This window comes from Marinifilum sp. JC120, from assembly GCA_004923195.1.
In the GTDB taxonomy this organism is placed as follows: Bacteria; Desulfobacterota; Desulfovibrionia; order Desulfovibrionales; family Desulfovibrionaceae; genus Maridesulfovibrio.
This window is the reverse complement of record RDSB01000016.1, coordinates 48,108-62,224: the sequence shown is the minus strand read 5'-3', so window position 1 is coordinate 62,224 and position 14,117 is coordinate 48,108. Positions and strand designations below refer to the sequence as shown.

General features: G+C 48.1%; 12 protein-coding genes and 2 tRNA genes. 7 read left to right on the top strand and 7 right to left on the bottom strand.

What is annotated here, in order from left to right:
• The first annotated feature begins 3 nt into the window (after positions 1-3).
• Positions 4-1,392, top strand: a complete 1,389-nt coding sequence (locus D0S45_15145) for an aminopeptidase (protein TIH13395.1) — start codon at positions 4-6, stop codon at positions 1,390-1,392.
• 307 nt (positions 1,393-1,699) lie between these two features.
• On the top strand, positions 1,700-3,607 hold the full coding sequence (gene selB / locus D0S45_15140) for a selenocysteine-specific translation elongation factor (protein TIH13394.1): 1,908 nt from the start codon (positions 1,700-1,702) through the stop codon (positions 3,605-3,607).
• Between the two features lie 34 nt (positions 3,608-3,641).
• Here selB and D0S45_15135 read toward each other — a convergent pair whose 3' ends face one another.
• Positions 3,642-3,917: a type II toxin-antitoxin system RelE/ParE family toxin gene (locus tag D0S45_15135; GenBank protein TIH13393.1), complete on the bottom strand. Its 276-nt coding sequence runs from the start codon at positions 3,915-3,917 to the stop codon at positions 3,642-3,644.
• Positions 3,917-4,153: a ribbon-helix-helix protein, CopG family gene (locus D0S45_15130; protein ID TIH13392.1), complete on the bottom strand. Its 237-nt coding sequence runs from the start codon at positions 4,151-4,153 to the stop codon at positions 3,917-3,919. Before D0S45_15130 ends, D0S45_15135 begins: the two co-directional genes overlap by 1 nt.
• 200 nt (positions 4,154-4,353) lie before the next feature.
• Between D0S45_15130 and D0S45_15125 the strand changes: the two genes are divergently transcribed.
• Positions 4,354-4,890 (top strand): hypothetical protein, encoded by a 537-nt coding sequence (locus D0S45_15125; protein TIH13391.1) that lies wholly within the window; start codon positions 4,354-4,356, stop codon positions 4,888-4,890.
• A 70-nt stretch (positions 4,891-4,960) separates the two neighbouring features.
• Here the strand turns inward: D0S45_15125 and D0S45_15120 are convergent, their stop codons facing one another.
• From D0S45_15120 to D0S45_15100, 5 genes are all read right to left on the bottom strand, one after another.
• On the bottom strand, positions 4,961-6,685 hold the full coding sequence (locus tag D0S45_15120) for an STAS domain-containing protein (protein ID TIH13390.1): 1,725 nt from the start codon (positions 6,683-6,685) through the stop codon (positions 4,961-4,963).
• A 237-nt stretch (positions 6,686-6,922) separates the two neighbouring features.
• Entirely contained in the window at positions 6,923-7,219 is a 297-nt protein-coding gene (locus D0S45_15115) for a type II toxin-antitoxin system RelE/ParE family toxin (GenBank protein TIH13389.1), read from the bottom strand.
• Complete coding sequence (locus tag D0S45_15110) at positions 7,212-7,469, bottom strand: type II toxin-antitoxin system ParD family antitoxin (GenBank protein ID TIH13388.1); 258 nt, start codon at positions 7,467-7,469, stop codon at positions 7,212-7,214. The genes D0S45_15115 and D0S45_15110 overlap by 8 nt, the downstream gene beginning before the upstream one ends.
• Before the next feature lie 120 nt (positions 7,470-7,589).
• Positions 7,590-7,665, bottom strand: a tRNA-His gene (locus D0S45_15105).
• Between the two features lie 40 nt (positions 7,666-7,705).
• Positions 7,706-7,781: transfer RNA gene (locus D0S45_15100), tRNA-His, on the bottom strand.
• A gap of 328 nt (positions 7,782-8,109) precedes the next feature.
• Between D0S45_15100 and murA the strand changes: the two genes are divergently transcribed.
• From murA to D0S45_15080, 4 genes are all read left to right on the top strand, one after another.
• Entirely contained in the window at positions 8,110-9,363 is a 1,254-nt protein-coding gene (gene murA / locus D0S45_15095) for a UDP-N-acetylglucosamine 1-carboxyvinyltransferase (protein TIH13387.1), read from the top strand.
• A gap of 15 nt (positions 9,364-9,378) precedes the next feature.
• A complete protein-coding gene (locus D0S45_15090; protein TIH13386.1) occupies positions 9,379-11,784 on the top strand; it encodes a DNA internalization-related competence protein ComEC/Rec2 in 2,406 nt (801 codons plus the stop codon).
• A gap of 124 nt (positions 11,785-11,908) precedes the next feature.
• Complete coding sequence (locus D0S45_15085; GenBank protein ID TIH13385.1) at positions 11,909-12,307, top strand: response regulator; 399 nt, start codon at positions 11,909-11,911, stop codon at positions 12,305-12,307.
• 240 nt (positions 12,308-12,547) lie between these two features.
• Positions 12,548-13,915: a hypothetical protein gene (locus tag D0S45_15080; protein ID TIH13384.1), complete on the top strand. Its 1,368-nt coding sequence runs from the start codon at positions 12,548-12,550 to the stop codon at positions 13,913-13,915.
• Positions 13,916-14,117 lie beyond the last annotated feature (202 nt).

Sequence of the window (14,117 nt, the reverse complement as noted above, 5' to 3'; positions counted from 1 at the left end):
TACATGAATAAATCTCTTGAACATGAATCGAAAAGCTGCTGGGAAATTTTCAAAGACGAAGAACACCAGCAGGCAATGGATGACCTTGCAGCCCGTTACATCGATTTTTTGAGCAGCTGCAAGACCGAACGCGAGACTATCAAATACGTTGAGGACAGACTGCGCGAAGCCGGATTTGAAGATTATCTCGGTGCGGACCAGTGCTTCCGTTCCTTTCGCGATAAGACCATTTTTATTGCCCGTAAGGGAAAAAATCCGCTCTCGCAGGGTTTTCGTCTGGTGGGCGCACACGCAGATACTCCGCGTATCGACTTGAAACAGCATCCCTTGTACGAAGATCTCGGCATGTCCATGGCCAAAACTCACTACTATGGCGGAATCCGTAAATATCAGTGGCTGGCAAGGCCTCTTTCTTTGCATGGCGTGGTGGTTAAAGCAGACGGCACCAAGGTTGATGTTGTGATCGGTGAAGACCTAGATGATCCGGTCCTTTCTATTCTCGATTTGCTGCCTCATCTTGCCCAAAAGCAGGTAACCAAAAATATCAGTGATGCTTTTGAAGCTGAGAAGTTGAATATTCTCATGGGCCATTCCCTGTCTTTTTCCAAAGACGATGAGGACGAAGAAGAGGGCAATGGCAAACCTTCCGCAAAACGCAAGGTGCTAGAGCTTCTCAACGAGAAATATGATATCGTTGAGGAAGACCTTTTCAGCGCGGAAATGCATATTGTTCCTGCCGGTCCCGCTCGTTACGTAGGTCTTGATAAGTCTGTAGTGGGTGGTTACGGTCAGGATGACCGTTCCTGCGTGTTCCTTGCACTGGAAGCATTCCTGAACGCTCCTGAGCCGGATAATGCCCAGATTGTACTTTTCTATGACAAAGAAGAAATTGGCTCTGAAGGTTCAACTGGCGCTAAATCGCTCTTTTTCGAATATTGCCTTGAAGATCTGATCGAGGCATGGGAACCCAATGCCAAGATGTCCCGGGTTATGATGGCCGGTAAGGCCCTTTCAACAGACGTTCACGCAGCAATCGACCCTGACTATCAGGATGTTCACGAGAAGCTTAATTCAGCCTATCTCGGTTACGGTCCTTGCTTCTGCAAATTTACCGGGCATCGCGGTAAGGTTGGAGCCAACGACGCCCATCCTGAATTTGTTGCATGGCTGCGTAATATTCTCAACGAAGCCGGTGCACCGTGGCAGATGGCTGAGCTTGGCAAGGTCGATCTGGGCGGAGGCGGTACTGTTGCCAAATTCCTCGCTCTCTACGGTATGGATGTGATCGATTTCGGTCCTCCGGTTCTTTCCATGCACAGCCCGTTCGAGCTGACCAGCAAGGTCGATTTGTACGCTACTGAATTGGCTTTCAGGACTTTTTTGAAGAATTAGTTTGATGCGCTTTGCGCTTTAAGAATTGAAAGATTATGCCTCCGGCGGCTTAAACCCTTTTGTAAAAGGGTTTGTTCCACTGTCGTTATCCCTAAGGCTCGCGGAAGACCGCTCGTCTAAGGGCTAATGCAAGAATCCCAAAACCTTTCAGTAGGTTTATTAAGCTGTTTATTCGAAGATCACTTTAGTGCGCTAGATGCGAAGCTTATTAAAAGGTTCTGAAGGGGATGGGGTCTGGGGAAGGGGAAACTCTTGCAAGAGTTTCCCCTTCCCCAGCCGCCGGAGGCATTCCCCAAAAGGAGCACTAATGCCCGTAGTTATGGGAACTGCTGGTCATATTGACCATGGTAAGACCAGTCTGATCAAAGCTCTGACCGGAACGGACTGCGACCGTCTGGCAGAGGAAAAGAAACGCGGCATCACCATTGAGTTGGGCTTTGCAAGCCTTGATCTGGGTGGTGATGAACATCTGAGCATTATCGATGTTCCGGGCCATGAAAAGTTCGTTAAAAATATGGTTGCCGGGGCAGCAGGTATTGATTTTGTGCTGCTGGTTATCGCCGCTGATGAAGGCGTAATGCCTCAGACCCGTGAACATTTGGAAATCTGCACTTTGCTGGGCATTGAGAAGGGCTTCGTCGTTCTGACCAAGGCTGACACGGTTGATGAAGATTGGATGGAGATGGTTCAGGAAGACGTGCGTGAATTTCTTGCGCCGAGCTTTCTGGCTGAGGCCCCGATTCATGCTGTTTCTTCGCATACCGGGCAGGGGCTGGATGAACTGCGTGGCGAAGTTGCGAATTTCATGAAAGGTTTTGCTCCGAAACGTAGAAGCGATCTTGCTCGTCTTCCTGTGGACCGTGTGTTTACCATGAAAGGGCACGGAACAGTTGTGACCGGGACCTTGATTTCCGGGCAGCTTTCCGTGGGCGATGATGTGGTCCTTTACCCGAAGATGACCGAGACCAAGGTGCGTAGCCTGCAATCGCATGGAGCATCCGTTGAGACCGCCCCGGCAGGGCGCAGGACAGCTATTAACCTGCACGGCGTAGAAGTCGAAGACATTGACCGTGGCGAAGTGCTGGGCCGTCCGGGGACGCTTTTCCCGTCCACTGTCTGGGATGTGGAATTGACCTGTTTGCCGTCTTCCCCGAAAAGCTTGAAACACCGTAAGGAAATCCATTTCCACCACGGCTCCAAAGAAGTGATGGCTAAGGTTTATTTCCTTGATCGCGAAAAGCTGGAAAAGGGTGAACGTGCGGTCTGCCAGATTCGTTTTGATAAACCCATGACCGGGGTTTATGGTGATCGCGTTGTTTTGCGTTCTTTTTCTCCGTTGCGGACCATCGCCGGGGGTAGCATCATCAACCCGCTGGGTCGTAAGGTGAAACGTTTTTCCGATGACGTTAAGCGTCTGGAAACGCTTATCGATGCCGAACCGGAAGAGTTAGTGCTGACTCAACTTGAATTAGCGGGCAGGGCAGGGCTGACATTTCAGGAACTTTCTATACTGAGCAACGTGGCATCCAAGCCGCTGGAGAAAATGCTCCAGACCATGGGCGGGCAGCAGAAGGTATTCTTGTATGACAAGGAAACCCGTAGCTATGTTTCCGGTACACAGTATGAAAATCTGGTACAGGGATTGATTCGTCACCTTGAGGCATTTCATAAGAATGAACCCATGAAACCGGGTGTTTCGCGCGGGGAGATCGGGTCTACTTACGGTAAGGGATTGTCGGATAAATTGTTCCATTCCATCGTGGAGCGGCTGCTTAAGAAAAAGGAAATCGTGGCGGTGCAGGAAATTCTGCATCTGCCCGGACATAAGGTTTCGCTTGCTTCTGATCAGCAGAAGTTGCGCGATACCCTGATGAGCACTTACGAGAAGGGCGGGCTTACACCTCCGAATTTGAAAGACGTGCTTGATCCGCTGGACTTGGTCTTTAAAGATGCTGCGCCAGTTTACAAACTCTTGCAGGATGAAGGGCTGCTGGTCAGAATCAAAGACGACATGTATTTTGCTAAATCAGCTGTGGATGGCTTACAGAAGATTTTGGAAGGCTATTTTGCGGAAAACGAAGAACTTGGTCCGCAGGATTTTAAGACCTTGGTCGGCTTATCGCGTAAGTTTTCCATTCCATTGCTTGAATACATGGATAAGGAAAAGGTCACCATTCGAGTTGGTGATAAGCGCAGGTTGCGTAAACAGAGTTAAGTGAGATTAACCCCCGGATTTTTATTCGGGGGTTTTATTTTAACATGCGCATTCGTTCATGCAGAAAACGGATGATCTCAACGTGATTGTCTTTAATCCGGTAAACGCAGATGAAGGGAAGTTTCGGGATGACCAATTCTCGGGTTCCTTCGACTGTTCCATCGCGCCCAATCTGTGGGAAAGTATCCAGCGATTCGGTTGCTTTTCTAATTTGTGAAGCAATTCGGGAGACTATTTCAGGATTTTCTCGTTCAATGTATTCAAGTTGTCCTTGCAGGTCTTTTTGAGCAGGCTTGGTCCAGCGGGGCATTATCCACCGAACCTGTTGAAGACGTCGTTGATCTCTTCATCAGTTGCAAACTCACCTTTGTCCGCTGCTTCCAGTCCTTCCTGAACCTGTTTTTTGAACCACTGTTGGTATTCAATAAAATCTTTGATTGCTTTATTCAGCACCCAGTTGCGGCTTCTGCCCATGTCCTTGGCTATTTCATCAAGGGAGGACAGAGTGTCCGGATCGGTACGAAAACTTGTGCTCGATTGGGGCATTATTCACCTCGAATGTGTTTAATGTCATTTGTAGTCACTATGAATAATAATGATTGAAGCTGAGTATGGCAAGCAGTTTAACTGCCCGGATTCGTGAGAGTCCGGGCTTTTTTGCGTCTTTTTCTGGTTGGAAAAGAGTCAGGGTGGTATAGTCGGGTAGTTCTGTGAAGAATAAATTTCAACCTGACTGGAGAGCGGAAATGATTAGGAAGCTTTATCCGTTATTGGCTGCGATTTTATGTGTCTTTCTCTTGAGCATCATTTTTGTGTCTCCTGCGGATGCCGGGGATGCGGAAGCCATTTTGAAGTTGAAGCAAGAAATTATCGAGGTGCAGAATAAGGGTAAACTTGGAGTTCAGGAATTCACCCTGTGCGCAAAAGTCCTCAACTACGCTTCATATTATCCCCTGAACGAAAATAAAGTTAAGCGTGGGACCAATCTCCTTTTATATTATGAGCCCATCAATTGGTTCACTTCTGCTCAGCAGGACAGGTATGAGTTTTATCTTACGCAGGATGTTGTGCTCGAATCCGCAGTCGGGGAAGTTCTTTTTGAACGCAAAGGACTTTTGAGCATGCATTACAATACCAGCAAGCCCATCCTTGATATTTATATGACCAATGATTTTAATCCGGGAAATTTGCCTGCCGGGAAGTATCGTTATCTTATTGTCTTGCACGACATGATCAGCGGGCAGGAATTTAAGCGGAATGTTGATTTTGAATTGGTCGATTAAGTTAATTTTTGTCCGAGACATGATAGGCCCGGATTGTTGGCGGGCCGTCGCAAAGGACGGCCCTTCTAGCTTAAGCTGTTGTCCTAGTTATTTGTTTTGGCGAAGTGCAGCGAGGCAGGCCGGACTCTTCGTCCAAGTGCAAAACCGTTTTAGCTACGGCGGTTGAAAAGTCCGGGAAGATATTTTGGGGCCCAACCAACTTATCGGTGCCGAGTCGGGTCATGATTTTTCTGATCCGCGGATGTACACCTGAGAGAAGTATTTTAATTCCCTGTGCGTGTGCCCGTCGAATTACAGTCTCAAGGGCTTCAATTCCTGTGGCGTCCATGGTTGGCACAAGACGCATGCAGAACACGATGATCTCAGGTTTCTTGCGGGTAAAGCTCATGACATCCACAAATCTCTGGGCCATGCCGAAAAACATGGGGCCGTTGATTTCATAAACAACCACTTTTTCGTGACCGTTAGTGCGGTCGATAATTTCATCTTCGGGCAATCCGGTGTCGAGGCTGTGAATATCTGTTAGTTGACTCATACGTTTCATAAATAGCATGGCGGCCATGACCACACCAACTTCCACTGCTACGGTCAGATCGACAAAAACAGTCAGTAGCAGGGCGATGAGCATGACCAGCGAGTCCGACTTAGGGGCGAAGAGTAAACGTTTGATGCGGTGGACCTCACTCATGTCCCAGGCTACCAGCATGAGTACCCCGGCAAGGCTTGCCAGCGGAATCATGGAAGCCAGCGGAGCGCAGACCTTAATGAACAGAATCAGGGTCAAAGCGTGAATTATACCGGCTAATGGGGAATGTGCCCCGGCCCGGATGTTTGTGGCCGTTCTGGCGATTGCCCCGGTGGCAGGCAGGCCGCCAAAGAGTGCTGAGCATATATTAGCCAGTCCTTGGGCAACGAGTTCATTAGATGAATTGTGGCGGTCTCCGCTCATGCCGTCTGCCACAGTTGCGCTGAGCAATGATTCGATCCCGGCAAGGATGGCGATGGTCAGGGCTTCCGGGATCAGGGCTTTGAGGTGCATCAGGTCAAGCCCGGAAAATGAAATAACGTCAGGAAGGATTGTGGGAATTCCACCGAATCTGCTACCGATGGTTTCAGTCTGAAGTCCCATGATCCACGTGATTATGCTTGCCAAAGCAATTCCGACAAAAGGAGCTGGGATGCGGGGGATGAACCTTCTGACCAGCAGCATAGAAATTACGGTTAGCATGCCCAGTCCTAAAGTGGTTGGGTCCGCACTCGGCAGTGCTTGCGCACAAGCCTTGATTCGGGGCAGGAAATCCGCAGGCAGCTGAGCAATGTTCAGGCCGAGGAAATCCTTGATTTGGGTGGAAAAGATCAGAATACCGATGCCGGAAGTAAATCCGGTTGTGACCGGGTAGGGGATGTATTGCAACAGTTTGCCAAGGCCGAGGATGCCCATGATCAGCAGCATGATCCCGGCCATGATGGTGGCGAGGATTAATCCCTCATAGCCATGGCGGGTGATGATCCCGGAAATTATGATTACGAATGCTCCGGTTGGGCCGCCGATCTGGAAGCGGGTACCGCCGCAGGCCGAAATGATGAGTCCGGCAATAATGGCGGTGAATAGTCCAGTCGCGGGGCTTGCACCCGAAGCGATAGCAAAGGCCATGGCTAGCGGTAGGGCCACAATACCGACAGTGATCCCGGCGGCGATATCCTGTCTTATTGTTGCAGGAGAGCAACCTGCTTTAATGAATTTGAAGCTGGTCGGGATGAAACGGTTTAGTTTTGAACAGACGTAAGTGTCCATTGAGAAACCTCCTTGTATGTGGTGGTGTCTCCGTGGGGCTCAGTCGGTGGTCATGTTTAATGAAATGAATTGGCCAGAGGCTGGGTCGCGCGCGGAAAAAAGAATCTGATAATGCCGCTGTTATTTCATGTCAATGGGGTTTTGAAGAAAAACTTTGTGCTTTTATTCCCAAATGTTGCGCGGTAGGGAGTTTGGCATAAGACCAAAAAAAGACCGGATAAATCCGGTCCAACTTAATTAAGGATATAAATGTAGTTTAACATCCATTTTTTCATGCAATATTCTTAAAATATTCAAATGATTTTTTGTCAGAAAATAAAAAACCAGATGGCGGTTTATTTGGGCTGAAAAGTAGCCTTGTTTTATTTCAAAACGTTTTTTGCCGAGTCCGGGGCTTGCTGCAAGTGATTTGATTTTAACATCCATTTCTAACATATAGCTGTCGGCTTTATCTTCTCCCCAGTGCGTTGCGCTATACAGCCAGATCTCTTTGAGATCTTGTCTGGCTGATCTTGAAAGGCGAATTTTAAGCATTTCGCTCTGTTCGGGCTTCGGAAATAATGGAGTTCATATCATATTCAGCGGTTTCACCATTTATGATTTCATCTTCGCCAGCAGCCAGTTTTTTTCTGAGTGCTTCAAGCTTCATGTATTGGACCAGCTCTTCGTGTTTATTCATAAAGCGCAAAGCTTCGCGTATAACTTCGCTGGCATTGTTATACATACCTGATTCAACTTTCTTTTTTATCTGAGTTTCCAGTTCGGGAGTTAAGGAAATGTGCATAGGTTTCCTCCTTATTTAATAATCATATATGAAAATTAAGTGCTCTCTCAAAGATTGTCAATGTTTGTAGGAGGGCATAAGACCAAAAAAAAAGACCGGATAAATCCGGTCTTTAAAATATGGGGTGAGTGAAGGGGTTTGAACCCTCGGCCTCTTGGGCCACAACCAAGTGCTCTACCAACTGAGCTACACCCACCATATAAAGGGGTCAGGGATTCTGATCCCTAAATGTCAAATGGGGTGAGTGAAGGGGTTTGAACCCTCGGCCTCTTGGGCCACAACCAAGTGCTCTACCAACTGAGCTACACCCACCGCGTGCTGAGAGGAGTGTTTAACTAAGCTGAGTGCGATGGTCAAGAAGTTTCTGAAAAAAAGGTCATTTTTTTTGTAATAAGTAAATCTTGCAAGTCAAAGAGATGATTAACTTGTTTATAAAACAGCGTTTTGCTCTTAATAGAAAAATAGGTTAAGCGCGGTCTTCACTAAAAAGTTATTTTGTGCCACAAACAATTTATTATTTTTGTTACTGAAAGCAATCAGGGGTCGCGGAAAGGTTATGTCTTTTCACCCGGCTGCCGCAGCGTTAATTTCAAGCTATTAACAGTGGTAGCTTTTACCTGATAATTATAAGGATTTTTAGATGGATAAATTAGTCATTGAAGGTGGAGTTTCCCTTAACGGTCCGATTCGGGTCAGTGGTTCCAAGAATGCAGCCCTGCCCATCCTGTTAGCCTGCATCCTGCCGGAAGGTCCGGTCTGTCTCAGCAATGTTCCCCGTTTGAGGGATATTAACACCACGCTTAAGCTGCTTGATATTTTGGGTTGTGAGACTTCTTTTGAAGGTAATACTGTCTGTAGTGAAGTTAAGGACCTCAAAGTTGAAGCTCCTTATGATCTGGTTAAGACCATGCGTGCTTCCGTGCTCTGCCTTGGTCCCTTGCTTGCTCTGAAAGGCGAAGCCAAGGTTGCGCTTCCCGGCGGATGTGCCATCGGTGCACGCCCTGTTGATTTGCATCTGACCGCATTTGAACAGATGGGGGCCAGCTTTGATCTCGATTCCGGCTACATTCACGGAAAATGTGATAAGCTTAAAGGCGCACATATCACTTTTGATTTCCCCACTGTGGGTGGTACTGAAAACGTGCTTATGGCTGCTGCCATTGCCGAAGGTGAGAGCATCATCGAAAATGCAGCTCGTGAGCCTGAAGTTGTAGATCTTGCCAACTTCCTCATTGCCTGCGGGGCTAAAATTTCCGGCCATGGTACCAGTATCATAACTGTACAGGGCGTACCTTCGCTTAAGGGGTGTGATTACAAGGTCATGCCGGACCGCATTGAGGCCGGAACTTACATGGTTGCCGCAGCCATGACTGACGGTGAATTGCTTATCGAGGATTGCCCGTTTCAGGAGCTTGAGTCTGTTGTTTACAAGCTGCGTAAGATGGGCGTTTTTCTTGAGGAAGAAAAGGGCGGGGTCCGCGTACGTCGTACTAATGGTCTTATCTCCGGCGTGGATATTACCACTCAGCCGTATCCCGGTTTCCCTACTGACATGCAGGCTCAACTCATGACCCTGATGTGTCTTTCCACCGGTGCCGGAACCATCGAAGAAAAGATTTTTGAAAACCGTTTCATGCATGTACAGGAACTGGTGCGTATGGGCGCGAATATCAAGCTCAAGGGACGTACTGCCATGATCCGTGGTGTTGAGAAGATGACCGGTGCCCCGGTTATGGCTTCCGACTTGCGGGCAAGTGCCTCTCTGGTTGTGGCTGGACTTGCAGCCCATGGGCGAACTGATGTCCAGCGTATCTACCACCTCGACCGAGGATACGAGAAGCTGGAAGACAAGCTTTCCGCTGTAGGCGCAAGGGTCTGGCGCGAGAAAGAGTAACCGTCCTCCCGCATTATGACTCAGGTCGCGGATAATTTGATTATTGAAAACAGGTCCGGGCTACCGGGCCTGTTTTTCTGGCAGATTCTTGTGCCCGCCTTTGTGTTCGGCATCCTTTCCATTAAATGGATGCTTCCTTCTCTGACCGCTTTGTTGGTCTATTTTTTTCTCATTTTTATTTTTAGATCTGAAAAAGCCGTGATCGTTTTGCTGCTTTTGTTTTTCGGGCTGGGCAACTGGTATGGAAATTTTGTTTTGCCGCCCGGTCCGGGACCTATGCCTGAGTGGATGGCTGCCCGTGAAAAGGTGCAGCTCAGCGGCACGATCCACAGCATCAAGGGTGCTCCGGGAAATCGTCTTAAAATTCTGCTTGAAAATGTTATCTGCCAGAGTGAGACAGAACAGACTCGGCTGGCTGGTTTTCTGAACTGGACGTGGGATAATCCGGATCAATTTCCTTTTGTGGGGCAACAGGTATCGCTTCATGTGCGGGTTAAGCCTGTCCACGGATTTCGCAACAGCGGGCTATGGGATTACGATTTTTTCTGCCGTGTGAAGAATATCCGTTACCGGACCTACACCCGTGGTTTGATCAAGAACGGTGGTTTGAAGCCTTATGAACCGCATGGCTTGCAGAAACTGCGAGCCTCTTTGCGTGAGCATGTTCTAAAAAACGGACCTCCCACTGCAGGCGGTGCGATTTTTCCGGCTTTGCTGACCGGGGATCGCTTTTATCTTTCCCGCGATAGTGTGGAGCTTATTCGCCGGGCCGGGGTTTCGCATGTTTTGGCGTTGTCCGGGTTGCATGTAGGTTTTATCGTAGCCATGGGATTTGGTCTGGCATGGTTGGCTGGTGCGGTTTATCCCCGTATTTATTTGCGGGTACCCCGCATGCGTTTGGGCGTACTTTTTTCTGTTATCCCGGTCTTGTTGTATCTCTGGCTGGGACAGTTCAGCCCTTCGCTTATGCGTGCTGTGTGCATGTTTGCGTTCTGGGGGCTGCTCATGTTTTTCAGCCGGGGCAGGGTGCTTTTAGACGGCTTGTTTCTCGCTGTTGTTGTGATTCTAGCCTTTTCTCCACTCAGTGTTTTTGATCTGGGGTTTCAACTTTCAGTGCTGGCCGTGGCCGGGATAGCCTTGTTGTACCCCCAGTTTGCTCGGTTTATGCCTGCCGGACACAATTTCATTTTTAAAGCAATCCGTTTTGTGCTGGCGATTTTTTATGTCAGCTTGTCTGCCAACCTTATTTTGCTTCCGGTAGTGATATGGAATTTCGGCGTGCTCACCCCGAATTTTCTGTTTAATATTCTTTTTGTGCCTGTGCTTGGCTCGATTATTCTGCCTGTTTGTGGTGTTGGCGGGCTGGTGGCGTCTTATTTCAGTCCGGAACTCTCGCATATTTTGTTTACATACGGGGCAAGGATCTTTGACTGGCTGCTGCAATTGGTGCGTGATGCAGTCAGTGCCGGATTGCTTCCTGAGTATGCTTTTTACCGTCCGCACTGGGAAGGGCTGCTGATTTACTATCTTGTGCTGGGGGCGGTGCTTCTTTTTTGTCATGGCAAAATAAAGCGGGCGCAACTTTTGTTGATTCCGGTCGTACTTCTCTTCTGCGTGCGGATGTATGGAGAACTGGGGCCGGAGCGGGTGCGCATGGATATTCTTGATACCGGTCAGTCTCAGTGCGTGGTCATTACCGGACCTGCGGGAACTCGCACTGTTGTAGACGGTGGCGGCGGTTTCGGCAGGACTTTTGATATGGGGCGTTCTATTGTCGGACCATGGTTGGCTCATGGGCATCTTCCGCGGGTGGACAATATTTTTATGACTCACGGTGACCGGGATCATGCCGGGGGGCTGGCTTTTTTGCTGGAGAAATTTTCTGTGGGCAACTTTTACTCCAATGGTGATATTCCTGCTGGTCGGGTTGGGCAGCGTTTTGATGCGGCATTTAAAGAAAAGAGCATAACTCCAAAGGCACTTGTGGCTGGCGATGAGATTGTTATTGAGCCGGGGCTGGTAATGGAGGTGCTGCATCCGTCTGTTGGATTTGAGGGCAGCCGCAACGATCGTTCCTTGTATCTTAGATTGCTATGGAACGGGCATCCCTTGTTGTCCATTTCTGGTGATCTGGATCGTAAGGGTGTGCGGGCAGTGCTTAAGAGTGGAAATGCGCTTGATTCCAAGGTTTTGGTGCTGCCGCATCATGGTAGTGCCGGATCATATTCTCCTGATTTATATGGACGTGTCGATCCTGAAATAGCTCTTGCAGCCTGCGGTTTTTTAAATCGTTTTAATTTTGTTGCACAAAAAGTTGTACGTGAGCTGGAAAAAAGACACATATGTATGTATACAACTTCTGCATACGGGATGCTTACCGTGGAATGGAACCGTGATGGGGCGATAGTAACTGTCCCTTGATTTAAAATGTTTTTTTCTTATTAATTTTGTACAGGAAACTTGATTTTCAAGTGCAAAAGTGCCAATGTCTACCCATTGACAGAAGTCTTTGTGTGATGCCTATGATGAATGGAGGTTAGTCTGCATGCGGGTTCTGATTGTTGATGATGATTTTTATTGCCGCAATATGTTGCATGAGATCATGAAACCATATGCACAGTGCGATATTGCCGTTAACGGTGAAGAGGCTGTATTTGCATTTAAGAAAGGACTTGAATCAGGCAATGCCTATGATCTGGTCTGTCTGGACCTCGTGATGCCGGAAATGGACGGTCAGCAGGCTTTACGTGAAATCAGATCTATTGAGAAAGATTTCAAGGTAGAGAATGATGGTGCAGTCAAGGTTATCGTGACGACCATGCTTGATGATCGTAAGGAAACACACGATGCTTTTTTTCTTGGCGGGGCCACATCGTATCTGGTTAAGCCAATTGAAGAGGTTAAGCTTGTGAACGAGCTTAAGAATCTTGGTTTTTCAGTTTAATTTATTTTAAGTTTTTTCGGGACTGTAATTAAGTCCTATTTTATATCTTTTGCCCTTTCACTTGGGCTGAATCCGCAGCATTTGCTGCGGATTTTTTTTGCTAAATATTAAAAATTGTTTTATTCAGGGCTATTAGAGATAGAAAACAAAATTGAAGTTCCTTTGGAAGTGGTCTATTGTGGCTCCTTCATATCAAGTTTTATCCGCCATCAGTTGCGGTTTATATAAGGTTTTTTAAAAATGTCACAGATTTTAGGTGTTAAATTTAACGATTTCGGACAGATATACTATTTCTCGTCCGGACCTTTCGTTGTCCGTGAAGGACATTCGGTCATCGTAAAGACCGAACAGGGTATGGGACTCGGTAAGGTCTTTGTGGTGCAGCAGGATCTGCCGGAAGATGTAGCTGAGGATTCAATTAAAACCATCTACCGCCTTGCCGGTGAGGAAGATCTTGAGGCTGAGGCTGAAAACAAGGAACTTGCCCGCTCTGCGCACAGGTTCTGCAAGGATTGTATTGAGCGCCAGAAGCTTGAGATGAAGCTTGTGGATGTTGAGGTCTTTTTTGACCGCAGCAAGATGATTTTTTACTTCACTGCTCCGGGCAGGATTGATTTCCGTGAGCTTGTCAAAGATCTGGTCAAGGAATACAGAACCCGTATTGAATTACGCCAGATTGGCGTGCGCCACGAAACCCAGATGCTGGGAGCTATCGGAAATTGCGGTCAGATTTGTTGTTGCCGTCGTTTTATGCGCAAGTTCATGCCGGTAACCATCCGGATGGCCAAAGAGCAGAATCTTTTTCTTAATCCGACTAAGATTTCCGGGATTTGCGGAAGGCTGCTTTGCTGCCTTTCCTTTGAGCAGGAAAATTACGAGGAATTCCATCGTAAGAGTCCCAAGACCGGTAAGAAATACAATACTGTACATGGTCTTGTCCGCGTTGCACGGACCAATTTTTTCAGGAATACCCTGACCGTTCAGCCTGAACATGGGGATGAAATTGAGATTCCTCTTGATGACTGGCCGGATATGATTAAGCCCGCCGGGCATGATCGGGGAGGAGATTCTGATTCCCGTTCCGATGAACCCCGCAGAGGGCGTTCCGAGGGTAAGGATAAAGGCTGGGGTGATCGTGATGGAGGCAGCGCAAGGCCGCAGAGGTCTCGTTCTGATCGGGGGCGTTCTGACCGTTCCAGACCTGAAAGAGGGCGTCCTGAACGTTCAAAATCAGATCGTCCCAAGTCTGATCGTCCCAGACCGGAGCGCAGGCCTGAGCGTGCGAATGTTGAACGGGAAAAGGTTGATGAGACCAGAACTTCAGCGGAAAAACCTGAAGCAAGGCAGGAACGCCGTCAGGATGAGTCCCAGCAACAGGATCGCCGTAGACGTCCTTCAAGGGGCAAGGATCGTCCTCAGAATAGACCGGAACAGAAGTCAGAGCAGAGCAAACCGGAGCAGAGCAAGCCGGAACAACAGTCTTCAGTTCCAGCTAAATCCGGGGAAAAGGATGATTCCGGTACGTCTAAAAAGTCTTCGCGTCGTCGTCCTTCAAGGCGCAGGCGCAAGCGCAAGCCTTCCGGACCACGGAAGAATAAAAGCGATTAATTCGTAAGAATAGAAATATTTGCTTATCTTCGGGTTCTTCGCTATATGCGTTCTGCCCGTTCAATGTAATCAATCTTGCGGCCGGTTGAAAATGTATGTGTTCTCACCCGGCTGTTAAGATTTTTTACGCTGTATTCATTTCGGATTTTGCGTGCGGCAGTGGCCGTTTTATATAATCTTTACTTAATCCGATTGTTATCAC